The organism is Pseudomonas sp. Rh2 (assembly GCF_040762985.1).
Lineage (GTDB): Bacteria > Pseudomonadota > Gammaproteobacteria > Pseudomonadales > Pseudomonadaceae > Aquipseudomonas > Aquipseudomonas taiwanensis.
The window spans coordinates 5134479-5160340 of sequence record NZ_CP142890.1 but is presented as its reverse complement, the minus strand read 5'-3'; the positions used below and the strand labels follow the sequence as shown (position 1 = coordinate 5160340).

The window sequence follows — 25862 nt, the reverse complement described above, 5'->3', positions numbered from 1 at the left end:
GCGGGTCAGGCGTCGGTTTTTCGCATTCCACGCCACCCCTTGGCGCTGTTGCCTGTCACCAGCGCCCGGGTGTGGTTATAATCGGCCACTTTATGAGCAAGAAGCGCGTTATGCAGCTGGTTCGAGGTCTTCACAACCTGCGCCCCGAGCACCGGGGCTGTGTCGCCACCATTGGCAACTTCGACGGGGTTCACCGTGGCCACCAGGCAATCCTGGCGCGCCTGCGCGAGCGCGGCCAGGCCATGGGCCTGCCCACTTGCGTGGTGGTCTTCGAGCCTCAGCCTCGCGAATACTTCGCCCCGGACACCGCGCCCGCGCGCCTGGCACGCCTGCGCGACAAGGTCGAGCTGCTGGCTGGCGAAGGTATTGACCGCGTTCTATGCCTGTCTTTCAACCAACGTCTGAGCCAGCTCAGCGCCGAGGCCTTCGTCAAGGCGATCCTGGTCGATGGTCTTGGCGTGAAGCATCTGGAAGTGGGCGATGACTTCCGCTTCGGCTGCGACCGCGCCGGCGATTTCGCCTTCCTGGTTGAGGCAGGTCACCGCTACGGCTTCACCGTCGAGGCGGCCAACACCGTGATTCAGGACGGCCTGCGCGTCAGCAGCACCGAGGTGCGCAAGGCGTTGTCCGAGGCCAACTTCGAACTGGCCGAACACCTGCTGGGCCGCCCGTACAGCATCACCGGGCGGGTATTGCATGGCCAGAAGCTGGCGCGCCAGCTTGGCACCCCAACCGCCAACATCCAGCTCAAGCGCCGCCGCGTGCCGCTGTCCGGGGTCTACCTGGCCAGTATCGAGATCGACGGCAAGGCCTGGCCGGGCGTTGGCAACATTGGCGTGCGCCCCACCGTATCCGGTGACGGGCGCCCGCACCTCGAGATTCATCTGCTGGATTATGCCGGCGATCTGTATGGCCGGCGCCTGACGGTGGAATTCCACCACAAGCTGCGTGAAGAGCAGCGTTTCGCCTCCCTGGAGGCGCTGAAGTCGGCGATCGACGCGGACATCGCCGCCGCACGTGCACATTGGCACGCTCAACCGCTAACGAAGAGCCTGAAATGACCGACTACAAAGCCACGCTAAACCTTCCGGACACCGCCTTCCCGATGAAGGCCGGCCTGCCTCAGCGCGAACCGCAGATTCTGCAGCGCTGGGACAGCATTGGCCTGTACCAGAAGCTGCGCGAAATTGGCAAGGACCGTCCGAAGTTCGTCCTGCACGACGGCCCGCCCTATGCCAACGGCAAGATTCACATCGGTCATGCGCTGAACAAGATCCTCAAGGACATGATCGTCCGTTCCAAGACCCTGGCAGGCTTCGATGCGCCATACGTGCCGGGTTGGGACTGCCACGGTCTGCCGATCGAGCACAAGGTCGAGGTCACCCACGGCAAGCACCTGTCGGCCGACCGCACCCGCGAGCTGTGCCGAGAGTACGCCGCCGAGCAGATCGAAGGGCAGAAGACCGAGTTCATCCGCCTTGGCGTGCTGGGTGACTGGGACAACCCCTACAAGACCATGAACTTCGCCAACGAGGCCGGTGAAATCCGCGCCCTGGCCGAAATGGTCAAGCAAGGTTTCGTGTTCAAGGGCCTCAAGCCGGTTAACTGGTGTTTCGATTGCGGTTCTGCACTTGCAGAAGCCGAGGTCGAGTACGCCGACAAGAAGTCCCAGACCATCGATGTGGCCTTCCCGGTTGCCGACGCCGACAAGCTGGCCGCCGCCTTCGGCCTGTCGGCGCTGGCCAAGCCCGCTGCCATCGTGATCTGGACCACCACCCCGTGGACCATCCCTGCCAACCAGGCGCTGAACATCCACCCGGAGTTCAAGTACGCCCTGGTCGATACCGGCGAGCGCCTGCTGGTGCTGGCCGAAGAATTGGTCGAGTCGTGCCTCAAGCGCTACAACCTGGAAGGCACGGTGCTGGCTACCGCCCAGGGTTCGGCCCTGGAACTGATCAACTTCCGTCACCCGTTCTACGACCGCCTGTCGCCGATCTACCTGGCCGACTACGTCGAACTGGGCGCCGGTACCGGTGTGGTTCACTCCTCGCCAGCCTACGGTGAAGACGACTTCGTCACCTGCAAGCGCTACGGCATGGTCAACGACGACATCCTCACACCGGTGCAAAGCAACGGTGTGTATGTCGACTCGCTGGAATTCTTCGGCGGTCAGTTCATCTGGAAGGCCAACCCGGCCATCGTCGAGAAGCTGAGCGAAGTCGGTGCGCTGATGCACACCGAAACCATCAGCCACAGCTACATGCACTGCTGGCGCCACAAGACTCCGCTGATCTACCGCGCCACCGCGCAATGGTTCGTCGGCATGGACAAGCAGCCAACCACAGGCCAGCCGCTGCGCGAGCGCGCGCTCAAGGCCATCGAGGACACCAAGTTCGTCCCGGCCTGGGCCAGGCGCGCCTGCACGCGATGATCGCCAACCGCCCGGACTGGTGCATCTCGCGTCAGCGCAACTGGGGCGTGCCGATTCCGTTCTTCCTGCACAAGCAGACCGGCGAGCTGCACCCACGTACCGTCGAGCTGATGGAAGAAGTGGCCAAGCGCGTCGAGAAAGAAGGCATCGAGGCGTGGTTCAAGCTGGACGCCGCCGAGCTGCTGGGTGAAGAAGCCGGCCAGTACGACAAGATCGCCGATACCCTGGACGTGTGGTTCGACTCGGGCACCACCCACTGGCACGTGCTGCGTGGCTCCCACGACATCGGTCATTCCACTGGCCCGCGCGCCGACCTGTACCTGGAAGGTTCCGACCAGCACCGGGGCTGGTTCCACTCGTCCTTGCTGACCGGTTGCGCCATCGACAACCACGCGCCGTACCGCGAGCTGCTGACCCACGGCTTCACCGTGGACGAGAACGGCCGCAAGATGTCCAAGTCGCTGGGCAACACCATCGAGCCGGAAAAGGTCAACAACACCCTGGGCGCCGACATCCTGCGCCTGTGGGTAGCCGCCACCGACTACTCCGGTGAAATGGCTGTTTCCGAGCAGATCCTGCAGCGCAGCGCTGATGCCTACCGCCGCATCCGCAACACCGCGCGCTTCCTGCTTTCCAACCTGTCCGGTTTCGACCCGGCCCGCGACCTGCTGGCCCCGGAAGACATGATCGCACTGGACCGTTGGGCGGTTGACCGCACCCTGCTGCTGCAGCGCGAGCTGGAAGAGAACTACAGCGAGTACCGCTTCTGGAACGTCTACTCCAAGGTTCACAACTTCTGCGTCCAGGAGCTGGGTGGTTTCTACCTCGACATCATCAAGGATCGCCAGTACACCACCGGCGCCAACAGTGTCGCCCGTCGTTCCTGCCAGACCGCGCTCTACCATATCAGCGAGGCGCTGGTGCGCTGGATCGCCCCGATCCTGGCCTTCACTGCCGACGAGATCTGGCAGTACCTGCCAGGCGAGCGTAACGAGTCGGTGATGCTCAATGGCTGGTACGAAGGCCTGAGCGAGCTGCCGGAAGGCACCGAGCTGGACCGCGCTTATTGGGATCGCGTCATGGCGGTCAAGGCAGCGGTCAACAAGGAGCTGGAGAACCAGCGTTCGGCCAAGGTCATCGGCGGCAACCTGCAGGCGGAAGTTACCCTGTACGCCGAGGACGCCCTCAGCGCCGACCTGGCCAAGCTGGGCGACGAGCTGCGCTTCGTGCTGATCACCTCGGCGGCCAGCGTCGTGCCGTTCGTCCAGGCACCGGCGGATGCCGTTGCAACCGAAGTCGAAGGCCTCAAGCTGAAAGTGGTCAAGTCCGGTCACGCCAAGTGCGGCCGTTGCTGGCATTTCCGCGCTGACGTCGGCAGCCACCCGGAGCATCCGGAAATCTGCGGCCGTTGCGTCGACAACCTGAGCGGTTCGGGTGAGGTGCGCCACTATGCCTAACCCTGCAGCGGGGCGCTTCGGGCGCCTTGCCTGGCTCTGGCTCAGCCTGGTGGTCCTGGTCCTTGACCAGGTCACCAAGGTGTACTTCGAAGGCAAGTTGAGCCTGTACCAACAGATCGTCGTCATTCCCGACTACTTCAGCTGGACCCTGGCCTACAACACCGGCGCAGCATTCAGCTTCCTGGCGGAAAGTTCGGGCTGGCAGCGCTGGCTGTTCGCCCTCATCGCCGTGGTGGTCAGTGCCGTGCTGGTAGTCTGGCTCAAGCGCCTGGGGCGCAGCGAGACCTGGCTGGCGGTGGCCCTGTCGCTGGTGCTTGGCGGTGCGCTGGGCAACCTGTACGACCGGATCGTGCTCGGCCATGTGGTCGACTTCATCCTGGTGCACTGGCAGAACCGTTACTATTTCCCGGCCTTCAACCTGGCCGACAGCGCCATTACCGTCGGTGCGGTGATGCTGGCGCTGGATATGTTCAAGAGCAAGAAGTCCGAGGAAGCTGTCCATGACTGAAACCCGTATCGGCCAGAACACCGAAGTGACCCTGCACTTCGCGCTGCACCTGGAAAACGGCGACACCGTCGACAGCACCTTCGACAAGGCCCCGGCGACCTTCAAGGTCGGTGATGGCAACCTGCTGCCTGGTTTTGAAAATGCGCTGTTCGGCTTCAAGGCCGGCGACAAGCGCACGGTCGTCGTGGCCCCGGAGAATGCCTTCGGCCAGCCCAACCCGCAGAACGTGCAGGTCATGCCGCGGTCTCAGTTCGAGGGCATGGAGTTGTCCGAAGGGCTGTTGGTCATCTTCAACGACGCCGCCAACACCGAGCTGCCGGGTGTGGTCAAAGCGTTCGATGACGACCAGGTGACCATCGACTTCAATCACCCACTGGCTGGCAAGACCCTTAACTTCGAGGTGGAAATCCTCGAGGTCAAGGCGCTTTGAGCCTGGAGCCGAGCATGCAAATCAAACTCGCCAACCCGCGCGGCTTCTGCGCGGGGGTCGACCGGGCGATCGAGATCGTCAACCGCGCCCTGGAAGTCTTCGGCCCACCGATCTACGTGCGTCACGAAGTGGTGCACAACAAGTTCGTCGTCGAAGACCTGCGCAACCGTGGCGCCGTCTTCGTCGAAGAGCTGGACCAGGTGCCGGATGACGTGATCGTCATTTTCAGCGCCCATGGCGTCTCCCAGGCGGTGCGCCAGGAAGCTGCCGGCCGTGGCCTGAAGGTGTTCGACGCCACCTGCCCGCTGGTGACCAAGGTCCACATCGAGGTGGCCAAGTACAGCCGCGATGGCCGTGAGTGCATCCTCATCGGCCACGCCGGTCACCCGGAAGTCGAAGGCACCATGGGGCAGTACGATCCCAGCAATGGCGGCTCCATCTACCTTGTCGAAGACGAGAACGATGTGGCCAGGCTGCAAGTGCGCAACCCCGATCACCTGGCCTTCGTGACCCAGACGACCCTGTCGATGGACGATACCAGCCGTGTGATCGACGCCCTGCGCGCGCGCTTCCCGAACATTGGCGGCCCGCGCAAGGATGACATCTGCTACGCGACCCAGAACCGCCAGGACGCGGTCAAGCAATTGGCCGACGAGTGTGATGTGGTGCTGGTGGTGGGGAGCCCCAACAGCTCCAACTCCAACCGCCTGCGCGAGTTGGCAGAGCGCATGGGCACACCGGCCTACCTGATCGATGGTGCCGAAGACCTGCAACGTGCCTGGTTCGACGGCATGGCCCGCATCGGCATTACCGCGGGTGCTTCGGCGCCGGAGGTGCTGGTGCGTGGCGTGATCGAGCAGCTCAGGTCCTGGGGCGCGACCGGTGCCGAAGAGCTCGATGGACGCGAAGAGAACATCACCTTCTCGATGCCCAAGGAGCTGCGGGTTCGCTCGCTGATCTGATCAGCTGGCCTGGCAAGCGGGTCGGTCGGGTTCGTCTGTCGTCAGCCTGACCCGACCGCTCGGTGCCACGATGACCCGATAGGGTGTGCTTTCGGCAACCCGTCTGCACACCTCCAGCGTTATCCCTTGCAGACTGGCATTGCGCCCCTGCGCGATGCCGATCTCGCTGAATACCACCTCTCTGCTCGTACTCGCCACGACCCGCAGCGGTCGCGCCAGGCGATGTTCCCGCAGCACTTGTTCGTTGTCAGCGAGCACGATTCGCCAACCTGTCCCCCAGTCACTGTCCAACGGTTGAATCGCCACCGCACGGCTTTGCAGAAGCGCATGGCTGCGAGCGCTACGCAAGCCTTGCAAGAGGTCCCGTGCGGCTGCCGAGCGATGCAGGTCATCGGTCATGTTGATGTAGGCAGGCATGCCCAGTTGCGTAAGCACCGCCGCGAGCGCCAACGCGAACATCATTTGTATCAGTGTTGCCCCTTGTTGCCGCACCGTGCATTCCTCCCCCGGAAGTGCTTCGCTTTAGCTTCAAGGTCGATGGCGGCAAGGTCCAGTCGGCCAAGTTCGCGCTCTTCAGGGGGAAAAGTCGCAGGAGGTGCACGGATGCGCACGAGGGATCAGGGGATGACGCTGTTGGAAGTGCTGTTGGCCGTGGTGGTGGTGTCGTTGAGCATGTTCGCTGCGGCCGCATCGCAGTTGCGAGCGATGCAAGCCACCGAAAGCGCCCGCCACGAGGGGCAGGCCGCGTTGAGCGCGCACAGCGAGCACGAGCGGGGTAGGGTCCAGGGCAGGCAGCCATGAGCCGCGAGCAAGGAGGCTTCGGCCTGCTCGAAGTGATGCTGGCGCTTGCCATCGGGCTGATGTGCCTGGCGGCGGTCAGCCAGGTGTTCGTCGCCGCGCATCAGGCCTGGCGCCTGCAAGGCGCGGCGGTCCATATGCAGGACGATGCCCGGTTTGCACTGCTGCACATGGCGCAAAGCATACGCATGGCCGGCATGTTCGGGTGTCTGCGAGCGCAACCTGGCGACTTCAAGGCACCAGAGGCGATCCAGGCCTTCGCCCAGCCGTTGCAAGTCGGTACATCCAGCCTCGACCTGGTCGTGGCCGAGTTGCCTGGATACACCGGAATACCGAACTGGACCCTTCGCACCGATTGCATCGAACAGGTACAGGTGCATCGCGCGCGCGAGGGCAACGACCAGCTTCCTTTGGCGTTTCCGATCAGCCGCCACAGCTACCGGCTTGAAGGCACGACGTTGGTCTTCAAGCGCGCCAACAGCCGAAACTTCCAGCCTCTGGTCAACCACGTGCGCGAACTGCGCTTGGTCCATGTGCCAGCGCTTGGCGGAGGGCGGGTGGATATCCAGCTGGCGCTGTACGAGCCAACCTTGGGTATCGAGCAGCGTTACGCACTGACCGTTGCGGTACGCAACCCGGTGGACGAATCATGAAACGCCAACGCGGCATGGTGCTGTTGCTGGCGTTGGTGCTGAGCCTGCTACTTGCCCTGATTGCAGCGTCGGCCTTGCGCGATGCGCTGTTGGAGACGCGCATGACCGGTTACCTGCGCGATGGCCTGCAGGCGCTGGAACAAGTGGAGACCACCCTGCAGTTCGCCGAAGCCGAGCTGGAGCGCGCGCCACCTGCATTGTGCAAGGACTGCCAGCCCCCTTCGCGCCCGCACGAGCTGCAGGGGTCATGGCAAGGCACCGAGAGCGGCTACTTTCAGCTTCAGAATCTGGGCGCGAGTACCCGTGCCGCCCACCGCGCAGAGGGCGAGGAAGTCACGTTGTACAGGGTGACCGCCGTCAGTCGCCAGAGCGAGTCAAGGCAAGTGGTGGAGGCGGTCTACGCTGTGCCAGCCGCTCACGGGCAGGTACCGCAGCGCATCCTTTGGCGGCAGAGACTGAGGCGGGACTGACATGCAGCAAGGTTTGAGCCTGATCGAGTTGTTGATTGTCCTGGCCGTGACCGGCATTCTGGCAGCCATTGCCTACCCCAGTTACAGCGACCAGCTCAGGCGAGCCGCACGCAGCGAAGTGGTTGGCCTGCTGCACGAAGCCGCCCTGCGCCTGGAGCGTCATCGTGCGCTTACTGGCCAGTATGCCGAGGGCGACCCCCGGTTACCTGACGGGAATCGTCACTACAGGCTGCACGCCCAACGTGGCAGCGACACCTTCACGCTGTTGGCACGCCGGCTGCCGAGCGGCCTGATGGCCGTTGATCGCTGTGGCGATTTCCAGCTCGACCAGGCCGGTGTGCGCGCCAACCCCGGCGCGTCCGGCGACGCTGAACGCTGTTGGGGAAGCTGAAGGTTGAATGATGCCGGGTGCATCGCGGATTTACTTCAGGTGTTTGGATCGACAGATGAGCAAACGAGTAGTGGTTGTTGGCGGCGGAGTGATCGGCCTGCTGACGGCGTTCAACCTGGCGGAGAAAGTCGGCCAGGTAGTGGTCTGTGACCAGGGCGAGGTTGGCCGCGAGTCGTCCTGGGCCGGTGGCGGTATCGTCTCGCCGCTGTACCCGTGGCGCTACAGCCCGGCGGTCACCGCCTTGGCGCACTGGTCGCAGGACTTTTATCCACAGCTTGGCGAGCGTCTGTTCGCCAGCACTGGATTGGACCCGGAAGTTCACACCACCGGCCTGTACTGGCTCGACCTGGACGACGAAGCTGAAGCTTTGGCTTGGGCTCAGCGCGCGGGCCGCCCGCTCAGTGCCGTCGACATCTCGGCTGCCTACGACGCGGTCCCGGTCATGGGGCCTGGTTTCAAGCGGGCCATCTACATGGCCGGTGTAGCCAACGTGCGTAATCCTCGCCTGGTGAAGTCGCTCAAGGCGGCATTGCTGGCGCTGCCCAACGTGACAATGCGCGAGCATTGCCAGATCACAGGGTTCCGTCAAGAAAGCGGGTGCGTGACAGGCGTACGGACCGCTGACGGGGTGATCGAGGCCGATGACGTGGTACTCAGCGCTGGCGCCTGGAGTGGCGACCTGCTCGGCACCCTGGGCCTGACCTTGCCGGTGGAACCGGTGAAGGGGCAGATGATCCTCTTCAAGTGCGCCGCCGATTTCCTGCCCAGCATGGTACTGGCCAAGGGGCGTTATGCAATTCCACGACGTGATGGGCACATTCTGGTGGGCAGTACGCTGGAGCATGCCGGTTACGACAAGACGCCAACGCCAGAGGCACTGGAAAGCCTGAAGGCTTCGGCGGTGGAGTTGCTACCGGCGCTGGCAGATGCCGAGGTCGTGGGGCACTGGGCCGGTTTGCGGCCAGGCTCACCGGAAGGCATCCCATACATCGGGCGGGTGCCGGGGCATGATGGGCTGTGGCTCAATTGCGGGCATTATCGCAACGGGCTGGTGCTGGCGCCGGCATCGTGCCAACTGTTCACCGATCTGCTGACAGGGGCCGAGCCGATTATCGACCCGGCGCCCTATGCGCCGGCGGGGCGCCTTGGCTGATCGTGCGCTGGGCCGCATGCGGCCCGGGATCTTCTCGGGCTCCGCGCGCTCCTTGTGGGCGTTGGCTGGCCGGCGATGCGCCGGCCAAGCCATCAGCCATTGCAGCCTGTCAGCGGCACCTGAAGGTGCCGGCTTGGATAATGCTGCTCATACACCTTGCACACCCGCAGCACGTGCTCATCGGCAAACCGCCCGGCAACCACTTGCAGCCCGACGGGCAACCCCTCGCGGGTAAACCCGCACGGTATGGAGGCCGCGGGCTGCTGAGTCAGGTTGAAGGGGTAGCTGAACGGCGTCCATTCCATCCATTGCGCCATCCCTGACCCAGGCGGCACATTGTGCCCCGCCTCGAATGCCACCAGCGGCAACATGGGCGTTACCAGCACGTCATAGCGCTGATGGAAGGCATTCATCTTCGCGATCAGATCCGCCCGGGCCTCCAGTGCCTGGGTGTATTCGCTCAGGTTGATTCGCGCACCCTGTTCGGCGATCCACCGCAGCCCAGGGTCAAGCAGGGCTCGCTGCTCATCGCTGAACGCGCTGGCCAACCGTGCAGCTCCGGCAAACCACAGCGTATTGAAGGTTTCCAGCGGGTCGTCGAATCCTGGGTCGACTGCTTCGACCTGCGCCCCCAACCGAGCCAGGCGCTTCACCGCCTGTGCCACCAACGCCTGGATCTGCGGGTCGACGTTCACATACCCGAAATCGGCGCTGTAGGCGATGCGCAGGTGGCCAAGGTCCTGATCCTGACCCAGCCACGGCGTCTGGCGTGGTGCGCCTGCCAGCCCGTCGCGCGCATCGGGTCGGGCGACGCAGTCGAGCATCAGCACCGAGTCGTCGACCGTGCGCGTCATCGGCCCCAAGTGCGAGAGGACGGTCATGGCGCTGGCCGGCCATTGCGGTACATAGCCGAACGTTGGCTTGATGCCGAATGTACCGGTAAAGGCACAGGGGATACGGATCGAGCCACCGGCATCGCTTCCTTGGTGCAGCACGCCCAGGTTCAGCGCGGCAGCCGCCGCGGCGCCGCCGGATGATCCGCCAGCGGTCAGCCGGGTATCCCAGGGGTTACGAGTGATGCCATACAGCGGATTGTCGGTGACCCCCTTCCAGCCGAACTCCGGCGTAGTGGTCTTGCCCACCAGCACCGCGCCGGCTTCGCGCATGAAGGCGGTGAAGGGCGCATCAACTTCCCATGGGCCTGCAGCCGACGTGGTGCGCGAACCCTTGCGCGTGGGCATGCCAGAGGTCAGGGTCAGGTCCTTGATCGAGGCAGGCACGCCATCCAGCCGGCCACAGGGCTCACCCCGCAGCCACCGTCGTTCGCTGGCGCGGGCCGCGGCGCGGGCCCCCTCGCCGTCGACATGGCAGTAGGCATTGACTACCGGGTTGTGCAGGTCGATGCGCGTCAGCACATCGTCGACCACCTCGACCGGTGACAACTGCCGGCGTTGGTACAGCTCCAGCAGTTCGACGGCGGTGAACTCGCCAATCGCGGTTTTCTCGGTCATCTCAGCGGGCTCCTGGATTGGCAGCCTGGAACATGGCGCGCAGCAGGACATCGCAGCCATCGGCCAGGTCCTGTGGTGCGGCATTTTCGATCTCGTTGTGGCTGATGCCACCTTCGCACGGTACGAAGATCATACCGGCCGGCCCCAGTTCGGCCAGGAAGATCGCGTCGTGGCCGGCGCCGCTGACAATGTCCATGTGGCTTAGCCCCAGGGCGCGGGCTCCCTGGCGCACGGCATCGACGCATTGCTCGGCGAAGTACAGCGGTGGGAAGTCCGCGGTCGGTGTCAGTTCATAGCTCAGGCCGTGTTTCGCTGCACTGGCTTCGATGGCGGCACGTACTTCGCCCACCATGCTGGCGAGGTGGTCGGGGTCGAGATGACGCAGGTCGATGGTCATCTGTACCTGGCCGGGAATGACATTGCGCGAGCCGGGGTGCAGGGTCAGGCAACCGACCGTGCCGCAAGCGTGAGGCTGGTGTGCATGGGCCGCGCGGTTGACCGCCGCCACCACTTCGGCGGCGCCGACCAGTGCGTCCTTGCGCAGGTGCATCGGGGTGGGGCCGGCATGGGCTTCGACGCCGGTCAGCACCAGATCGAACCATTTCTGCCCCAGACAGCCCTGGACCACACCGATGGTGGTGCGTTGGTCTTCCAGGATCGGGCCCTGCTCGATATGCGCTTCGAAATAGGCGCCAACGGCATGCCCGGTGGGCGCGCGCGGGCCGGCATAGCCGATGCGCTGAAGCTCGGCGCCAACCGACAGGCCCTGGTCGTCGATCTTTTCCAGGGTTTCCTGCAGGCCGAACTTACCGGCAAACACGCCAGAGCCCATCATGCACGGTGGGAAGCGTGAGCCTTCTTCGTTGGTCCATACCACCACTTCCAAGGGGGCTTCGGTGCTCAGGTCGAGGTCGTTCAGGGTACGGATCACTTCAAGGCCAGCCATGACCCCGTAGCACCCATCGAACTTGCCCCCGGTGGGCTGTGTATCGATATGGCTACCGGTCATCACCGGTGGCAGCGCCGGGTTGCGCCCGGGGCGGCGGGCGAAGATGTTGCCGATGGCGTCGATGCTGACGGTACAGCCGGCTTCCTCGCACCAGCGCACGAACAGGTCGCGGGCTTGACGGTCAAGGTCGGTCAAGGCCAGGCGGCAGACACCGCCCTTGGCGGTGGCACCCAGTCGTGCCAGGTCCATCAGCGATTGCCAGAGGCGGTCGCGGCTGACCAGCGAACCCTGGCCGAGCAGGTGCTGCGAGGGATCGATGCGGGTGTTCATGGTTCATCTCTCCTGAAGCAAAACATGGTCAATTCAATGGCGGTGTGCTGTGTGGCCTGCGCCGGGTCCCGTCGAAAGAGCCGGTACACACAACCCACAGTCAGGCGCTCAAGGCCAGGTAACGGTTCTTGATGCTCGGGTCTTCGCGAAACTGCGCAGCGCTACCCTGATAGGCCACGCGGCCCTGTTCGAGCACGTAGTGACGGTCGGCGAGGGCGTCGCAGACCATCAGGTTCTGTTCCACCAGCAGGATCGACAGGCCTTCGTCCTTGATCCGTCGCAGGATTTTCACCAGTTCGTCGACGATCACCGGGGCCAGACCTTCGGTGGGTTCGTCGAGGATCAGAAGCTTGGGGTCGTTGAGCAGCGCACGGGCGATGGCCAGCATCTGCTGCTCACCACCGGAAAGGGCAAAACCGCCGTTGCGGCGCCGTTCCTTGAGGCGCGGGAACATGCTGTACACATCCTCAAGCTGCCAACGGCTGTCCTTGCGCAGGGCGATCTTGAGGTTTTCCTCCACGCTGAGCTGGCGGAAGATGCCACGGTGCTCGGGCACCAAGGCGATGCCGAGCCGGGCGATATCGAAGATCTCGCGGCCAACCAGTTGCTGGCCGTTGAAGGTGATCTGCCCCTGACGCGGGCGGACGATGCCGAGGATGCTGCGCAGGGTAGTGGTCTTGCCGGCACCGTTGCGCCCAAGCAAGGTCACGAGCTCGCCGGCCTCGACCTTGAGCGAGACGCCTTCGAGCACATGGCTCTTGTCGTAATAGGAGTGGATCGAGTCGACGTTGAGCATCAGGCGGCCTCTCCAAGGTAAGCGGTGCGTACGCGTTCGTCGTTGCGCACCTGTTCAGGGGTACCTTCGACCAGTATCTGGCCGTGGCTCATCACGGTGATGCGCTGGCTGATCGACATGACGATGCTCATGTTGTGTTCGATCAGCAGCACGGTGTGGTCGCGCCCAAGGTCGCTGATCAATGCTGTCATGACCGGGATATCGTCGATGCCCATGCCCGACGTGGGCTCGTCGAGCATCAGCAGGGTGGGCCTGGCGCAGATCGACATGCCGACTTCCAGTACCCGCTGCTGGCCGTGCGACAGCTCGCCGGCCAGCGTCTCGGCGCGGGCCGTGAGTTTCAGGCGCTCGAGCACCTGGTCGGCGGTGTCCCAATGGCTACGCTTGTGCTCGACGCTGCGCCAGAAGTTCAGCGCACCCAGGCCGTCGCGGCCTTGGGCGGCCAGGCGCAGGTTCTCGCGAACCGACAGGTTCTGGAACAGGCTGGTGAGCTGGAACGAGCGCGCCATGCCCAGCGCAACGCGGCCGTGGGAGGGTTTGCGGACGATGTCCTGGCCGTTGAACAGGATCTGGCCGCCGGTGGCCTGACGCTCACCGGTCAGGCAGTGGAACAGGCTGGTCTTGCCAGCGCCGTTGGGGCCGATGACGGTATGAATGGTGCCGGCGCTCACTTTGAGGTCAACGCCTGCGACCGCCTTGAACGGCCCATAGGCCAGCTCCAGCTGGCGGGTTTGCAGAAGGTAGTCGCTCATCACAGGGTCTCCTTGGTGTTGGCCTGGGGTTTGTCGCTGGCACTGCGTGGCGCCAGCAGGCGCTTGCCCAACTCGGCCAGACCGCCCCACAGGCCGCCGCGCATGAAGACCACCACCAGGATCAGGATCACCCCCAGCAACATCAGCCAGCGTGGCCACAGCTCCGACAGCACATCGCCCAGCAACACGATGGCGCCAGCGCCGAGCAGTGAGCCGAACAGCGAGCCGGTGCCGCCGACGATGGTCATGATCAGGATGTTCTCGCTCATCATCAGGTCGATGTTCGACAGCGGCGCAAAATGCAGCAGCATGGCGTACAGCGCACCGGCGATGCCGGTTATGGCACCCGACAGCATGAAAACGAGGATCTTGAAGTGTCGGATGTCGTAGCCAATGGCCGCGGCGCGGGTTTCGTTCTCACGGATGGCCAGCAGGGTGCTGCCGAATGGCGAGCGGATTACCCGCAGGGCACCGGCGAAGATCAGCAGGAACAGCACCGCGACGAACACGTAGAAGTGCCGAGGGTCGCCCAGGTCCACCAGCACGTGGCCGGCCATTTCGATGTTCGGGCGTGGCACGTCGAGCAGGCCATTGTCACCGCCGGTCCAACCGCTGAGGGTGTAGGCCAGGAAGTAGGCCATCTGGCTGAAGGCCAGGGTCAGCATGACGAAGTAGATGCCTTTGCGGCGAATCGCCAGGGCCCCCACCAGCAGCGCCAGGAAGGCGCCGAACAAGGCTGCGCCGAGCAGGGCGGCGAACAGCCCCCACTGCAGGTGAATCATCAATAGCGCCGCACCGTAGGCACCGGCGCCGAAGAAGATGCCCTGGCCGAAAGAGAGCAGGCCGGTGTAACCGAGCAGCAGGTTGCAGGCCAGCGCTGCCAGGGCAAAGATCAGGATCTCGGTTGCCAGGGTGGCCGACGGCAGCAGCAGCGGCAGCGCAACCAGGCTGGCGACGACCAGCGACAGCAGAGCTGGCGCGCGGCCCTTGGCAACGGGTAATGGGTTTTTCTCGCTCATCTCACGCTCTCCCGAACAGGCCATAAGGACGGACCAGGATGACCGCGGCCATGGCGCCATAGATCATCAGGCTGGCGCCTTGCGGCCAGAGGCTGGTCATCATGCTTTGCACCACACCCACCAGCAGGCCGCCGACCAGCGCACCGCCGAACGAGCCCATGCCGCCGATCACCACCACCACGAAGGCGATGCCGAGGATTTCCGGGCCGACGAAAGGCTGGGCACCCCGCAGCGGAGCGAAAAGGACGCCCGCCACGCCGGCCAGGCCCACGCCCAGGGCGAAGGTCAAAGAGAACAGGCGGAAGATGTTGGTGCCCAGCAGCGATACGGTTTCGGTGCTCTCGCTGCCGGCCCGAACCAAGGCGCCGAAGCGGGTGCGCTCCAGCAGAAGCCACAAGCCAAGGCCGATCAGGGCAGCGAAACCGATCAGGAACAGGCGGTAGTAGGGGTAGATGAAGTCACCGAGGATCAGCACCCCGCGCAGTTCCGGCGGCACGGCGATGTTCTTGCCCACTGGGCCCCAGATCAGCACCGAGGCTTCCTGGATGATCAGCGCGATGCCGAGGGTGACGAGGATCTGGAAGGTGTGCGGCAAGTGGTAGATGCGCTTGATCAGCAGGCGCTCCACCGCCCAGGCCAGCGCGGCCACCACCAGCGGCGCGATCAGCAGCGCCAGCCAGAAGTTGCCGGTAACAGCCACGGCGGTGTAGCACAGGTAGGCCCCCAGCAGAAAGAACGCGCCATGGGCGAAGTTGACGAAGTTCAGCAAGCCGAAAATGATCGTCAGGCCGACGGCGATGAGAAAGTAGATCATCCCCAGGCCCAGGCCGTTGAGCAGTTGGAACAGGTACAAATCGAGCATGAGCGTGCCCTCGACAGCGCGCGGTGCGGCTGCCTGTACGAGTGTGTTTGACTAACGCCTTGGCTTCAGGCCAGGGCGCAACCGGTGTGGTCGACCTCGATGAACGAGCGCCCCGAGCTGATGACTTCGGCCAGGTCGTCCTCGTCGCGCATCTGCCCTTGGGGCTTGCCGCGCAGCAGGTAGTAATCCTTGAGCACCTGGTGGTCACCCGGGCGGATCAGTTCATCGCCTGTCGGGCCTTGGAAGCGCATGCCCTGGAGTGCGGCGGACACCGCGGCGCCTTCGAGGCTGCCGGCCTTGATGATCGCTTCGAGCATGACCTTGGTACCGATGTAGTCGGCCGCCAACGGGTAATTGGGGTTGATGCCGTAGGCTTTACGGGTGGCTGCGACCAGTTGCTTGTTCAGCGGCGTGTCGACCTGATGCCAGTACTGAGCGCCCAGATAGACGCCTTCGAGCACGTCGCTGCCCAACTCTTGGAACTGGTCCAGGCCCGCTGACCACACCATCAGCACGCTCATGCGGTCCTTGATGCCGAAGTTCACCGCTTGGCGCAGTGCATTGGATGCCTGGCTACCGAAGTTGAGCAGCACCAGCACATCGGGTTTGGCGGCGATGGCGTTGGTCAGGTACCCGGAGAACTCCTGCTCCTGCAGCGAGTGGTAGCTATTACCGATGTGTTCGACGCCGAACTCGGAGAATACCTTGCGGGCGTTGTCCAGCAGGGCATCGCCGAACACGTATTGCGGGGTGATGGTGTACCAGCGCTTGGCCTGCGGCAGCTGGCGGATCATCGGCACCAATGTTTCGCGGATAGCGCCGTAGGTGGGCACTGACCATCGGAAGGTCGAGGCATTGCAGTCCTTGCCGGTGATTTCGTCGGCGCCTACTGGCGTCATGAACACGCCGCCGGCCTTGTGGATTTCCTTCGACACCGCCAATGCCGAGGACGACAGCGTACAGCCCTGGAAGAAGCGCGCGCCGTCCTGGCCGATGGCTTCCTGCACCTTGCGCACCGCTTTACCGGCGTTGCCTTCGGTGTCTATGACCTTGTACTTGAGCGGGTGACCGAGCAACTGTGGGTACTCGGCGATGGCCAGACGCGAGCCCATGTCGGCGTACTTGCCGTAGCTGGCGAAGGCCCCAGACATGGACTTGAGCCCATAGAAGGTCAGCGGTTGGTCGGCGAATGCCCGGTGCGCCCCCAAGGGGAGGCCTCCTAGGGCACCCAGGGCAAGGCCTGCCTTGAGCAGGGTACGTCTTTGCATGGGTAACTCCTTGGTTCTGGTTATTAGGCAGGAGTGGCAATGACAAAGCGGGTACGGCCGGGCCTGTGTGCAGGCCTCTTTCCAGGCGCATCAGTGGTGGTGTTCGAACTCCAGCAGGAAGTTGCGGGCAACCTCGCCTTCGAGCGCGGTCATGTGGTGCTCGGCGTCGCACATGTGTTCGTGCATCAACCGGCGTACAGCGGGTTCGTCGCTGGCGCGCAAGGCTGTCAGCAGCTGCTTGTGGTACGCGATGTTGGCGGCAGCGAACTGCTGGCGCTTGGGCAGGTAGGCCTTTTTCAGCACCACCAGGTCGCGTAGCAGGTCGTTGAGGAACACTGCCATGAAACGCAGCAGCGGGTTGGGGCAACGGTCGGCCAGCAGCGTGTGGAACTCCAGCTCCGCCAGCCGTTGTTCGCGCTGCCCTTCTTCGCTGTCTTCCGGCGCGCTGCAGAAGTCTATGTTGGCTTGCAGGGCCGCATAGTCAGCGTCACTCAGCTTGCCCATGACCGACACCGCCAGCTCGACCTCGATGACTTTGCGCAATTGGTACACCTGCTCGCCGTCCAGGTGCTGGAAGTGCAAGTAGTTGCGCAGTGCGCGGCTGGCCGGCTCGGTGCCGACCTCATTGAGGTAGGCGCCACCGCTCGGGCCGGTGCGGGTGCTGACCAGGCCTTCCACTTCAAGGGCCTTGAGCGCTTCGCGGGCGGTGCCTTTGGAGCATTCGAAATGCTCCATCAGCTCACGCTCGGTGGGCAGCCGATCGCCAGGGTGCAGCGCTTCGGTGACGATAGAGCGCTTGACCGATTCGACGATCACATCCGACAGCTTCTGGCGCTTGCGTTTGGGTTTGAGCATTTCGCTATTTTTCATATTTATGCGGATAAATAGGATTTAGCGAGTTTTGCCCATAGGGGTCAATGCCGAAGGCTGGGGAGGGGTCGTAAACGGTGCGAAAGCGTCGGGGAGGGATAAGAGCGCAAGAAAATTACCGCGCAACCTGTAAGAGCGGGTGACCCGCTCCTACAGGGCTGTGTGTTCAGTTTTGGCGGCCAGGGCCTTGCTGCAAGTGCGCCTGGCTGCAATACCACTCGTTACCCTGGCGCAGTGCCCGGTCGTTGGGCAGGTGCACCCCGCAATGGGCGCAGCGCACCATCTTCAGCGGGTCGTCGAGCTTGGGCTCGGGATGCGACTGTTGGCTGATCTTGAACTTGCGCCACAGCCAGAACGCGGCGGCGATCAGGGCGATCCAGAAGAGTAGGCGAACCATGGTGTCCAGCTTGTTCAGAGAGGAAGCCACCAGTCTAGGGCGGCCCCCACGAAAAAGGGAGGCCCTGAGCCTCCCTTTCTTGTAGTGCCGTGTATCAGTCGAACAGACCGAAGGTCATGTAGCTGAACCACGAACGGTCTTTCTCGGCTTCCTTCGGACCTTCCGGCAGGATCGGATTGCCGTCTTCGTCCTTGGGCAGCAGCTCTTCCGGCATTTCCGAGCGAGCGTCCTGGAACTGCTTGACCACGTCCTGGTTGGCGCGGGTTTCACCCGGTGGCAGCGGCGTTTCGGTCTCGATCAGGCCCAGGGTGGCCTTGGACAGCCACGAACGGCCATCAGCCTCGTCCTGCTTGGGCTGGAACTGACCATCGACCAGGCTTGGGTGGTCGGGGTAGTTGAGCTTGAGGGTTTCCAGGCTGGTGGCGGCCAGGTCGTCCAGGTGCATCTTCTGGTAGGACTCGACCATGATCGCCAGGCCGTCACCGACCGACGGGGTTTCCTGGAAGTTTTCCACCACGTAACGGCCACGGTTGGCCGCGGCGACATAAGCCTGGCGGCTCAGGTAGTAGTCGGCCACGTGGATTTCATAGGAGGCCAGCAGGTTGCGCAGGTAGATCATGCGCTGCTTGGCGTCCGGCGAGTAACGGCTGTTCGGGAAGCGGCTGGTCAGCTGGGCGAACTCGTTGTACGAGTCGCGCGCGGCACCTGGGTCGCGCTTGGTCATGTCCAGCGGCAGGAATCGCGCCAGCAGGCCACGGTCCTGGTCGAACGAAGTCAGGCCCTTGAGGTAGTAGGCATAGTCGACGTTCGGGTGCTGCGGGTGCAGACGGATGAAGCGCTCGGCAGCCGACTTGGCAGCTTCAGGCTCGGAGTTCTTGTAGTTGGCGTAGATCAGTTCGAGCTGCGCCTGGTCGGCGTAGCGGCCGAACGGGTACCGCGACTCCAGGGCCTTGAGCTTGCTCACGGCGCTGTTGTAGCTGTGGTTGTCCAGGTCAGTCTGGGCCTGCTGGTACAGCTCGGCCTCGCTGAGGTTCTCGTCGATCACTTCTTTGTTAGAGGAACAGGCCGCGGTGAGCCCGAGGATGGCGATCAGCAGCAGGTGTTTCACTTGCATGGCGGCTTGCGTCCCTTTGACGGCCGCTGTCTTGGGCGGTGCCGTCCTGTTATGATGAGCGCCCCGGCCAACCCCGGGACAAAAGAAGCCGTATTTAACCACAAGCTCGCAGCCGAAACCAAAGGCTGTGCGCCCGCCGAATCGAGCATGTCCGAGATCATTCAACTTAGCGCAGAGGTACCGTCCGAACTGGGCGGCCAACGCCTCGACCAGGTCGCAGCCCAATTGTTCGCCGAGTACTCGCGCTCGCGGCTGACTTCGTGGATCAAAGAGGGCCGCCTGACGGTCGACGGCGCGGTCCTGCGCCCCCGCGACACCGTGCACGGCGGCTCGCTGCTGGCCCTGGATGCCGAGCAAGAGGCCCAGGGCGAGTGGGTGGCTCAGGACATCGAGCTGGACATCGTCTATGAAGACGACCAGATCCTGGTGATCAACAAGCCTGCCGGGCTGGTGGTCCACCCTGCGGCAGGCCATGCCGATGGCACCCTGCTCAATGCCCTGCTGCACCACGTGCCGGACATCATCAATGTGCCGCGCGCAGGCATCGTCCACCGCCTGGACAAGGACACCACCGGTCTGATGGTGGTGGCCAAGACCCTGCAGGCGCAGACCAACCTGGTCGACCAACTGCAAAAACGCAGCGTCAGCCGTATCTACGAGTGCATCGTGGTGGGCGTGGTGACCGCGGGCGGCAAGATCGACGCCCCGATCGGCCGCCATGGCGGCATGCGTCAGCGCATGGCCGTCACCGACGGCGGCAAGCCGGCGGTCAGCCACTACCGCGTGCTCAAGCGCTTCCGCTCGCACACCCACGTACGGGTGAAGCTGGAGACCGGCCGTACCCACCAGATCCGCGTGCACATGGCCCACGTTGGCTTCCCGCTGGTCGGCGACCAGACCTACGGCGGTCGCTTCCGCATTCCGCCTGCGGCCAGCCCGACCATGGTCGACGCGGTCAAGAACTTCCCGCGCCAGGCCCTGCATGCGCGTTTCCTGGCACTGGATCACCCCACCACCGGTGAACGCATGGAATGGGCATCGCCGCTGCCGGATGATTTCGTCTGGCTGCTATCGCTGCTCAACCAGGACCGCGAGAGTTTCATCGGATGAGTGAATTGATGCAGTCGCTGTTGATTCCCGACTGGCCAGCCCCAGCCTCGGTTCGCGCCTGCGTCACCACCCGCCAGGGCGGCGTGAGTCTGCCGCCCTACGAATCCTTCAACCTTGGCGACCATGTGGGCGACGACCCTGCAGCGGTCGCCGAGAACCGCCGCCGCCTGAGCGATGAATTCGCCATCGAGCCTGCCTGGTTGAAACAGGTGCACGGGCTGGTGGTGGCCGATGCAGACCCCTCTATCGTTGCCGAAGCCGACGCCAGCTGGACCGACCAGCCCGGCATCGCCTGCACCGTGATGACTGCCGATTGCCTGCCGGTGCTGTTCTGCGACCGCGCCGGTACCCGTGTGGCGGCAGCCCATGCCGGCTGGCGCGGGCTGGCCGGGGGCGTGCTGGAGGCTACCCTGGACCGCCTGGCGCTGCCCGCTGAAGAGGTATTGGTGTGGTTGGGGCCGGCCATCGGACCAACGGCATTCGAAGTGGGCCCGGAAGTGCGCGATGCATTCACCGCTGTGCACCCGCAAGCGGCCACGGCCTTCGTCGACGGCGAGCGCCCCGGCAAGCTGATGGCGGACATTTATGCGCTGGCGCGTATTCGCCTGGCGGCACGTGGGGTCACTGCCGTTTATGGCGGTGGCCTCTGCACGGTGAGTGACCCGCGGTTCTTCTCCTATCGCCGGACCCCGCAGGGTGGGCGGTTCGCTTCGTTGGTCTGGTTGCAGGTTTGAGATGGGCGGGGCCGCTTCGCGGCTCATCGCAGGCTAGCGCCAGCGCCTGCCTCTGATTTTGCGCGGTCACTCGTGGGAGCTGGCGACAGCCTGCGATGGGGCGCGAAGCGACTCCCTCTTGCACTCTCAAAGCTGATCCACGTCAAGCCCGCTACGCTTGAATCTTCCAGAATCAACCTTATCTATAAGGTCATCTCAGGCAGGTTTCTTCATCAACAGGCGCTGTCCATCGCTCCGACCTGCCCTTTAAAGGAAGGTACCCCATGCGAATAGACCGTTTGACCAGCAAGCTGCAGCTGGCTTTATCCGATTCCCAATCCCTGGCCGTTGGCATGGACCATCCGGCTATCGAGCCCGTGCACCTGATGCAAGCGCTGCTCGAGCAGCAAGGTGGTTCGATCAAGCCGCTGCTGATGCAAGTCGGCTTCGACGTCAACAGCCTGCGCCAGGCCTTGGTCAAAGAGCTCGACCAGCTGCCGAAGATCCAGAACCCTACGGGCGACGTGAACATGTCCCAGGACCTGGCGCGCCTGCTCAACCAGGCCGACCGCCTGGCCCAGCAGAAAGGTGACCAGTTCATCTCCAGCGAGTTGGTACTGCTGGCCGCCATGGACGAGAACAGCAAGCTCGGCAAGTTGCTGCTCGGCCAGGGCGTGACCAAGAAAGCCCTGGAAAATGCCATCAACAACCTGCGCGGCGGCGCGGCGGTCAATGACGCCAATGCCGAAGAATCGCGCCAGGCGTTGGACAAGTACACCGTCGACCTCACCAAGCGCGCCGAGGAAGGCAAGCTGGACCCTGTGATCGGCCGTGACGACGAAATCCGCCGCACCGTGCAGGTGCTGCAGCGTCGTACCAAGAACAACCCTGTGCTGATCGGTGAGCCTGGCGTGGGTAAAACCGCCATCGCCGAGGGCCTGGCCCAGCGCATCATCAACGGCGAAGTGCCCGATGGCCTCAAAGGCAAGCGCCTGCTGGCCCTGGACATGGGTGCCCTGATTGCCGGCGCCAAATACCGGGGCGAGTTCGAAGAGCGCCTCAAGGCGCTGCTCAACGAGCTGTCCAAGCAGGAAGGCCAGATCATCCTGTTCATCGACGAACTGCACACCATGGTCGGCGCCGGTAAAGGCGAGGGCGCCATGGACGCAGGCAACATGCTCAAGCCGGCCCTGGCCCGTGGCGAGCTGCACTGCGTTGGCGCTACCACGCTCAATGAATACCGCCAGTTCATCGAGAAGGACGCAGCCCTTGAGCGGCGCTTCCAGAAAGTGCTGGTCGAAGAGCCGAGCGAAGAGGACACCATCGCGATCCTGCGTGGCCTGAAAGAGCGCTATGAAGTGCACCACAAGGTGGCGATCACCGACGGCGCCATCATCGCCGCGGCCAAGCTCAGCCACCGCTACATCACCGACCGTCAGTTGCCCGACAAGGCCATCGACCTGATCGACGAAGCGGCCAGCCGCATCCGTATGGAGATCGACTCCAAGCCCGAAGTGCTCGACCGCCTCGACCGCCGCCTGATCCAGCTCAAAGTCGAATCCCAGGCGCTGAAGAAAGAAGAAGACGAGGCCGCGAAGAAGCGCCTTGAGAAGCTGACCGAAGAAATCGAGCGTCTGGAGCGTGAGTACTCCGACCTTGAAGAAATCTGGGCTTCCGAAAAGGCTGAAGTACAGGGCTCGGCGCAGATCCAGCAAAAGATCGAGCAAGCCCGCCAGGAGCTGGAGTCCGCCCGTCGCAAAGGCGACCTGAGCCGCATGGCCGAGCTGCAGTACGGAGTGATTCCAGACCTGGAGCGCAGCCTGCAGATGGTCGACCAGCACGGCAAGTCGGATAACCAGCTGCTGCGTAACAAAGTCACCGAGGAAGAAATTGCCGAAGTGGTGTCCAAGTGGACCGGCATCCCCGTTTCCAAGATGCTCGAAGGTGAACGCGAGAAGCTCTTGAAGATGGAAGCGCTGCTGCACCAGCGTGTGATTGGCCAGCACGAAGCGGTCACCGCCGTTGCCAACGCCGTGCGCCGTTCCCGTGCAGGGCTGTCCGACCCCAACCGGCCAAGTGGTTCGTTCCTGTTCCTCGGCCCGACCGGTGTGGGTAAGACCGAGCTGTGCAAGGCGCTGGCCGAGTTCCTGTTCGACACCGAAGAGGCCATGGTGCGCATCGACATGTCCGAATTCATGGAGAAACACTCCGTGGCTCGCCTGATCGGTGCCCCGCCAGGCTACGTCGGTTATGAAGAGGGCGGTTACCTGACCGAAGCCGTACGCCGCAAGCCCTATTCGGTGGTGTTGCTCGACGAAGTGGAGAAGGCACACCCGGATGTGTTCAACGTGCTGCTGCAAGTGCTGGAGGACGGCCGCCTGACCGACAGCCATGGCCGTACCGTGGACTTCCGCAACACGGTGATCGTGATGACCTCCAACCTGGGCTCGGCGCAGATCCAGGAACTGGTGGGCGATCGCGAAGCCCAGCGTGCGGCGGTTATGGATGCGGTGGGGTCGCACTTCCGTCCGGAGTTCATCAACCGGATCGACGAAGTGGTGGTGTTCGAGCCCCTGGGCCGCGACCAGATCGCTGGCATCACCGAGATCCAGCTGGGCCGCCTGCGCAGCCGCCTGCTCGAACGCGAGCTGACGCTGAGCCTGAGCCCGGAGGCGTTGGACAAGCTGATCGCCGTGGGTTACGACCCGGTGTATGGCGCACGGCCGCTGAAGCGGGCGATCCAGCGCTGGATCGAAAACCCGCTGGCGCAGCTGATCCTGGCAGGCACGTTCATGCCAGGCACGGCGATTACCGCCACGGTCGAGGGCGACGAGATCGTCTTCGCCTGATTCACCGCTGTGCCACGAGCCCCGCATTCGCGGGGCTTTTTTTTAGCCGGCCCCCCGAAAACCCAGGCTTTTCGGCACTCCCAGATAACTTGCTGAAAATTTTGAAATTTTTGCTTGCATCTAAAATCGAGTGCCCCTAATATACGCCGCGTTGTCAGGCACTAAGCGAATCACCAGCAACACCGGGGATCGCAAAACAACTTACAAATCAGTAAGTTGAATGAAAAAAAGTGGTTGACAAGCAAAACGAAGAATGTAGAATAGCCGGCCTCAGCAGCGACAACGCGAAAGCGAAGAAGCTAAAGGGTTCGAAGCTAACACAGCCTTCGAAGTTGTACCGAAGTTCAGTTCCGCGATAGCTCAGTCGGTAGAGCAAATGACTGTTAATCATTGGGTCCCTGGTTCGAGTCCAGGTCGCGGAGCCAATCTCGGGGTGTAGCGCAGTCCGGTAGCGCGCCTGCTTTGGGAGCAGGATGTCAGGAGTTCGAATCCCCTCACCCCGACCATTTTCCGGGTCGTTAGCTCAGTTGGTAGAGCAGTTGGCTTTTAACCAATTGGTCGTAGGTTCGAATCCTACACGACCCACCATGTAAAAAGGGCATCTCTAATGAGATGCCCTTTTTCTTTTGTCTCGAATTTAGGTTTTGGGGTTTTGCTGGCTTTATCGCCGGCAAGCCGGCTCCTGCGGGGGCGGGTGATTGGCGGGCAAAAAAAGTGGGAGAGGGCAAGCCCGCTCCCACAGGGTGTTTCAGCGCGCTGTCAGTGCAGCTTCAGGCGCGGCTCGGTACCGCGACCAATCTTGCTGCCCAGCATCAGCATCGCCGTGCGGAAGACCCCATACAACGCCATCTGGTGCATCCGGTACAGCGACACATAGAACATCCGCGCCAGCCAGCCTTCCAGCTTCACGCTGCCCATCAGGTTACCCATCAGGTTGCCCACCGCCGAGAAGCGCGACAGCGATACCAGCGAGCCGTAATCCTTGTAGGCATAGGTGTGCAGCGGCTTGTTCTCCAGGCGCGCCTTCAGGCTCTTGGCCAGTGTCGAGGCTTGTTGGTGTGCCGCCTGGGCCCGTGGCGGCACGTTGCGGTCGCTGCCAGGTTGCGGGCAGGCGGCGCAGTCACCGAAGGCGAAGATGTCGTCGTCACGGGTGGTCTGCAGGGTAGGGCGCACCACCAGCTGGTTGATACGGTTGGTTTCCAGGCCGTCGATGTCCTTGAGGAAGCCCGGCGCACGAATGCCCGCCGCCCACACCTTCAGGCTGGCCTGGATCATTTCGCCATCCTTGGTCTTCAGGCCCTCGGCCGTCACTTCGCTGACCGCCGCGTTGGTCATCACCTTCACCCCGAGTTTTTCCAGGGTCTTGTGCACCGGCACGCTGATGCGCTCCGGCAGTGCCGGCAGCACCCGTGGGCCCGCTTCGATCAGGGTGATGTGCATGTCCTTGGGCTGGATGCGGTCCAGGCCATAGGCCGCCAGTTCATGGGCGGCATGGTGCAGCTCGGCGGCCAGTTCCACACCGGTGGCACCGGCGCCGACGATGGCCACGCTGATTTTCTCGCTTGCCACATCGCCGGCGTGGGCACGCAGGTAGTGGTTGAGCAACTGCTGGTGGAAGCGCTCGGCCTGCTTGCGGGTGTCCAGGAACAGGCAGTGCTGCGCCGCGCCCAGGGTGCCGAAGTCGTTGGTGTTACTGCCGACGGCAATCACCAGCGTGTCGTAGCCCAGCGTGCGCGCCGGCAGCAACTCGCGGCCCTCTTCATCGAGGGTGGCGGCGAGCTGGATCTGCTTGCCCTCACGGTCCAGGCCGCTCATGCGTCCCAGCTGGAAGTTGAAGTGGTTCCACTTGGCCTGGGCCACGTAGTTCAGTTCGTCTTCCGAAGAGTTCAGCGAGCCTGCGGCCACTTCGTGCAGCAGCGGTTTCCAGATGTGCGTGAGGTTAGCGTCGACCAGGGTGATCTCGGCCCGCTTGCGCTTGCCCAGGCTTTTACCCAGGCGGGTCGCCAGTTCCAGGCCGCCGGCGCCGCCGCCGACAATCACGATGCGATGAGTCATGGGGATATCTCATA

24 protein-coding genes, 3 tRNA genes and 1 pseudogene are annotated in these 25862 nt (G+C 63.5%); 16 read left to right on the top strand and 12 right to left on the bottom strand.

Annotated elements, in window-relative coordinates; all coding sequences use genetic code 11:
* Positions 1-110: 110 nt before the first annotated feature.
* From ribF to ispH, 5 genes and pseudogenes are all read left to right on the top strand, one after another.
* Positions 111-1061 carry a bifunctional riboflavin kinase/FAD synthetase gene (gene ribF / locus VXM67_RS23590; RefSeq protein WP_023382469.1) on the top strand — a complete coding sequence of 317 codons (951 nt, stop codon included), beginning with the start codon at positions 111-113 and terminating at the stop codon, positions 1059-1061.
* Positions 1058-3888 (top strand): annotated as a pseudogene (gene ileS, locus VXM67_RS23585) (isoleucine--tRNA ligase). The gene ribF and the pseudogene ileS overlap by 4 nt, the downstream one beginning before the upstream one ends.
* Positions 3881-4396 (top strand): signal peptidase II, encoded by a 516-nt coding sequence (gene lspA / locus VXM67_RS23580; RefSeq protein ID WP_023382467.1) that lies wholly within the window; start codon positions 3881-3883, stop codon positions 4394-4396. Before ileS ends, lspA begins: the two are co-directional and overlap by 8 nt.
* Positions 4389-4826, top strand: a complete 438-nt coding sequence (gene fkpB / locus VXM67_RS23575) for an FKBP-type peptidyl-prolyl cis-trans isomerase (RefSeq protein ID WP_023382466.1) — start codon at positions 4389-4391, stop codon at positions 4824-4826. The genes lspA and fkpB overlap by 8 nt, the downstream gene beginning before the upstream one ends.
* 14 nt (positions 4827-4840) lie before the next feature.
* Positions 4841-5788 carry a 4-hydroxy-3-methylbut-2-enyl diphosphate reductase gene (gene ispH / locus VXM67_RS23570; protein WP_023382465.1) on the top strand — a complete coding sequence of 316 codons (948 nt, stop codon included), beginning with the start codon at positions 4841-4843 and terminating at the stop codon, positions 5786-5788.
* Here the strand turns inward: ispH and VXM67_RS23565 are convergent, their stop codons facing one another.
* Positions 5789-6280 (bottom strand): GspH/FimT family pseudopilin, encoded by a 492-nt coding sequence (locus tag VXM67_RS23565; protein WP_027907755.1) that lies wholly within the window; start codon positions 6278-6280, stop codon positions 5789-5791. It abuts the gene before it with no gap.
* Between the two features lie 111 nt (positions 6281-6391).
* Between VXM67_RS23565 and VXM67_RS23560 the strand changes: the two genes are divergently transcribed.
* The 5 genes from VXM67_RS23560 to thiO are packed head-to-tail and all read left to right on the top strand — an operon-like array spanning position 6392 to position 9253.
* Complete coding sequence (locus VXM67_RS23560) at positions 6392-6589, top strand: prepilin-type N-terminal cleavage/methylation domain-containing protein (RefSeq protein WP_027907756.1); 198 nt, start codon at positions 6392-6394, stop codon at positions 6587-6589.
* On the top strand, positions 6586-7239 hold the full coding sequence (locus VXM67_RS23555; protein WP_023382462.1) for a PilW family protein: 654 nt from the start codon (positions 6586-6588) through the stop codon (positions 7237-7239). The genes VXM67_RS23560 and VXM67_RS23555 overlap by 4 nt, the downstream gene beginning before the upstream one ends.
* Positions 7236-7709 carry a hypothetical protein gene (locus VXM67_RS23550; RefSeq protein ID WP_367237409.1) on the top strand — a complete coding sequence of 158 codons (474 nt, stop codon included), beginning with the start codon at positions 7236-7238 and terminating at the stop codon, positions 7707-7709. The genes VXM67_RS23555 and VXM67_RS23550 overlap by 4 nt, the downstream gene beginning before the upstream one ends.
* A 1-nt stretch (position 7710) precedes the next feature.
* A complete protein-coding gene (locus VXM67_RS23545; protein WP_023382460.1) occupies positions 7711-8100 on the top strand; it encodes a type IV pilin protein in 390 nt (129 codons plus the stop codon).
* A gap of 55 nt (positions 8101-8155) precedes the next feature.
* Positions 8156-9253, top strand: a complete 1098-nt coding sequence (thiO, locus tag VXM67_RS23540; RefSeq protein WP_023382459.1) for a glycine oxidase ThiO — start codon at positions 8156-8158, stop codon at positions 9251-9253.
* Between the two features lie 92 nt (positions 9254-9345).
* Here thiO and VXM67_RS23535 read toward each other — a convergent pair whose 3' ends face one another.
* From VXM67_RS23535 to VXM67_RS23490, 10 genes are all read right to left on the bottom strand, one after another.
* Entirely contained in the window at positions 9346-10764 is a 1419-nt protein-coding gene (locus VXM67_RS23535; RefSeq protein ID WP_367237408.1) for an amidase, read from the bottom strand.
* A gap of 1 nt (position 10765) precedes the next feature.
* Positions 10766-12043 (bottom strand): Zn-dependent hydrolase, encoded by a 1278-nt coding sequence (locus VXM67_RS23530; RefSeq protein ID WP_367237407.1) that lies wholly within the window; start codon positions 12041-12043, stop codon positions 10766-10768.
* A gap of 100 nt (positions 12044-12143) precedes the next feature.
* Positions 12144-12839, bottom strand: coding sequence for an ABC transporter ATP-binding protein (locus VXM67_RS23525; RefSeq protein ID WP_023382456.1), 696 nt, complete (start codon positions 12837-12839; stop codon positions 12144-12146).
* Positions 12839-13591 (bottom strand): ABC transporter ATP-binding protein, encoded by a 753-nt coding sequence (locus VXM67_RS23520; RefSeq protein WP_023382455.1) that lies wholly within the window; start codon positions 13589-13591, stop codon positions 12839-12841. Before VXM67_RS23520 ends, VXM67_RS23525 begins: the two co-directional genes overlap by 1 nt.
* On the bottom strand, positions 13591-14610 hold the full coding sequence (locus VXM67_RS23515; protein ID WP_023382454.1) for a branched-chain amino acid ABC transporter permease: 1020 nt from the start codon (positions 14608-14610) through the stop codon (positions 13591-13593). Before VXM67_RS23515 ends, VXM67_RS23520 begins: the two co-directional genes overlap by 1 nt.
* A gap of 1 nt (position 14611) precedes the next feature.
* Positions 14612-15472, bottom strand: a complete 861-nt coding sequence (locus VXM67_RS23510; protein ID WP_023382453.1) for a branched-chain amino acid ABC transporter permease — start codon at positions 15470-15472, stop codon at positions 14612-14614.
* 65 nt (positions 15473-15537) lie between these two features.
* A complete protein-coding gene (locus tag VXM67_RS23505; RefSeq protein WP_023382452.1) occupies positions 15538-16740 on the bottom strand; it encodes an ABC transporter substrate-binding protein in 1203 nt (400 codons plus the stop codon).
* Between the two features lie 90 nt (positions 16741-16830).
* A complete protein-coding gene (locus tag VXM67_RS23500; RefSeq protein ID WP_023382451.1) occupies positions 16831-17595 on the bottom strand; it encodes a FadR/GntR family transcriptional regulator in 765 nt (254 codons plus the stop codon).
* A gap of 181 nt (positions 17596-17776) precedes the next feature.
* Positions 17777-18007 carry a PP0621 family protein gene (locus tag VXM67_RS23495; RefSeq protein WP_023382450.1) on the bottom strand — a complete coding sequence of 77 codons (231 nt, stop codon included), beginning with the start codon at positions 18005-18007 and terminating at the stop codon, positions 17777-17779.
* A 94-nt stretch (positions 18008-18101) separates the two neighbouring features.
* The gene (locus VXM67_RS23490; RefSeq protein WP_023382449.1) at positions 18102-19121 is read right to left on the bottom strand and encodes an outer membrane protein assembly factor BamD; all 1020 of its coding nucleotides are present in this window, start codon (positions 19119-19121) and stop codon (positions 18102-18104) included.
* 147 nt (positions 19122-19268) lie between these two features.
* Here VXM67_RS23490 and rluD point away from each other — a divergent pair, with 147 nt between their 5' ends.
* The 6 genes from rluD (at position 19269) to VXM67_RS23460 (ending at position 24381) form a co-directional block, all read left to right on the top strand.
* Positions 19269-20231, top strand: coding sequence for a 23S rRNA pseudouridine(1911/1915/1917) synthase RluD (gene rluD, locus VXM67_RS23485; RefSeq protein WP_023382448.1), 963 nt, complete (start codon positions 19269-19271; stop codon positions 20229-20231).
* Positions 20228-20965: a peptidoglycan editing factor PgeF gene (gene pgeF, locus VXM67_RS23480; RefSeq protein ID WP_041925555.1), complete on the top strand. Its 738-nt coding sequence runs from the start codon at positions 20228-20230 to the stop codon at positions 20963-20965. The genes rluD and pgeF overlap by 4 nt, the downstream gene beginning before the upstream one ends.
* 263 nt (positions 20966-21228) lie before the next feature.
* Positions 21229-23793: an ATP-dependent chaperone ClpB gene (gene clpB, locus VXM67_RS23475; protein WP_104881231.1), complete on the top strand. Its 2565-nt coding sequence runs from the start codon at positions 21229-21231 to the stop codon at positions 23791-23793.
* Between the two features lie 349 nt (positions 23794-24142).
* Positions 24143-24218 (top strand) — tRNA-Asn (locus tag VXM67_RS23470).
* 4 nt (positions 24219-24222) lie between these two features.
* Positions 24223-24299 (top strand) — tRNA-Pro (locus VXM67_RS23465).
* A gap of 6 nt (positions 24300-24305) precedes the next feature.
* A tRNA-Lys gene (locus VXM67_RS23460) sits at positions 24306-24381 on the top strand.
* A gap of 171 nt (positions 24382-24552) precedes the next feature.
* On the opposite strand, the gene VXM67_RS23455 is transcribed toward VXM67_RS23460, so the two are convergent.
* Positions 24553-25848 (bottom strand): NAD(P)/FAD-dependent oxidoreductase, encoded by a 1296-nt coding sequence (locus tag VXM67_RS23455; RefSeq protein WP_023382445.1) that lies wholly within the window; start codon positions 25846-25848, stop codon positions 24553-24555.
* Positions 25849-25862: the final 14 nt, after the last annotated feature.

What these genes read in the sequence shown, in the direction of transcription:
- VXM67_RS23545 (WP_023382460.1), top strand. Translation starts at nt 7,711, where the DNA reads ATGCAGCAAGGTTTGAGCCTGATCGAGTTGTTGATTGTCCTGGCCGTG.
- VXM67_RS23495 (WP_023382450.1), bottom strand. Translation starts at nt 18,007, where the DNA reads ATGGTTCGCCTACTCTTCTGGATCGCCCTGATCGCCGCCGCGTTCTGG.
- thiO (WP_023382459.1), top strand. Translation starts at nt 8,156, where the DNA reads ATGAGCAAACGAGTAGTGGTTGTTGGCGGCGGAGTGATCGGCCTGCTG.
- lspA (WP_023382467.1), top strand. Translation starts at nt 3,881, where the DNA reads ATGCCTAACCCTGCAGCGGGGCGCTTCGGGCGCCTTGCCTGGCTCTGG.
- VXM67_RS23515 (WP_023382454.1), bottom strand. Translation starts at nt 14,610, where the DNA reads ATGAGCGAGAAAAACCCATTACCCGTTGCCAAGGGCCGCGCGCCAGCT.
- VXM67_RS23510 (WP_023382453.1), bottom strand. Translation starts at nt 15,472, where the DNA reads ATGCTCGATTTGTACCTGTTCCAACTGCTCAACGGCCTGGGCCTGGGG.
- VXM67_RS23560 (WP_027907756.1), top strand. Translation starts at nt 6,392, where the DNA reads ATGCGCACGAGGGATCAGGGGATGACGCTGTTGGAAGTGCTGTTGGCC.
- rluD (WP_023382448.1), top strand. Translation starts at nt 19,269, where the DNA reads ATGTCCGAGATCATTCAACTTAGCGCAGAGGTACCGTCCGAACTGGGC.
- VXM67_RS23555 (WP_023382462.1), top strand. Translation starts at nt 6,586, where the DNA reads ATGAGCCGCGAGCAAGGAGGCTTCGGCCTGCTCGAAGTGATGCTGGCG.
- VXM67_RS23530 (WP_367237407.1), bottom strand. Translation starts at nt 12,043, where the DNA reads ATGAACACCCGCATCGATCCCTCGCAGCACCTGCTCGGCCAGGGTTCG.
- VXM67_RS23550 (WP_367237409.1), top strand. Translation starts at nt 7,236, where the DNA reads ATGAAACGCCAACGCGGCATGGTGCTGTTGCTGGCGTTGGTGCTGAGC.
- VXM67_RS23525 (WP_023382456.1), bottom strand. Translation starts at nt 12,839, where the DNA reads ATGCTCAACGTCGACTCGATCCACTCCTATTACGACAAGAGCCATGTG.
- ribF (WP_023382469.1), top strand. Translation starts at nt 111, where the DNA reads ATGCAGCTGGTTCGAGGTCTTCACAACCTGCGCCCCGAGCACCGGGGC.
- VXM67_RS23490 (WP_023382449.1), bottom strand. Translation starts at nt 19,121, where the DNA reads ATGCAAGTGAAACACCTGCTGCTGATCGCCATCCTCGGGCTCACCGCG.
- VXM67_RS23520 (WP_023382455.1), bottom strand. Translation starts at nt 13,591, where the DNA reads ATGAGCGACTACCTTCTGCAAACCCGCCAGCTGGAGCTGGCCTATGGG.
- VXM67_RS23455 (WP_023382445.1), bottom strand. Translation starts at nt 25,848, where the DNA reads ATGACTCATCGCATCGTGATTGTCGGCGGCGGCGCCGGCGGCCTGGAA.
- pgeF (WP_041925555.1), top strand. Translation starts at nt 20,228, where the DNA reads ATGAGTGAATTGATGCAGTCGCTGTTGATTCCCGACTGGCCAGCCCCA.
- ispH (WP_023382465.1), top strand. Translation starts at nt 4,841, where the DNA reads ATGCAAATCAAACTCGCCAACCCGCGCGGCTTCTGCGCGGGGGTCGAC.
- fkpB (WP_023382466.1), top strand. Translation starts at nt 4,389, where the DNA reads ATGACTGAAACCCGTATCGGCCAGAACACCGAAGTGACCCTGCACTTC.
- clpB (WP_104881231.1), top strand. Translation starts at nt 21,229, where the DNA reads ATGCGAATAGACCGTTTGACCAGCAAGCTGCAGCTGGCTTTATCCGAT.
- VXM67_RS23505 (WP_023382452.1), bottom strand. Translation starts at nt 16,740, where the DNA reads ATGCAAAGACGTACCCTGCTCAAGGCAGGCCTTGCCCTGGGTGCCCTA.
- VXM67_RS23500 (WP_023382451.1), bottom strand. Translation starts at nt 17,595, where the DNA reads ATGCTCAAACCCAAACGCAAGCGCCAGAAGCTGTCGGATGTGATCGTC.
- VXM67_RS23535 (WP_367237408.1), bottom strand. Translation starts at nt 10,764, where the DNA reads ATGACCGAGAAAACCGCGATTGGCGAGTTCACCGCCGTCGAACTGCTG.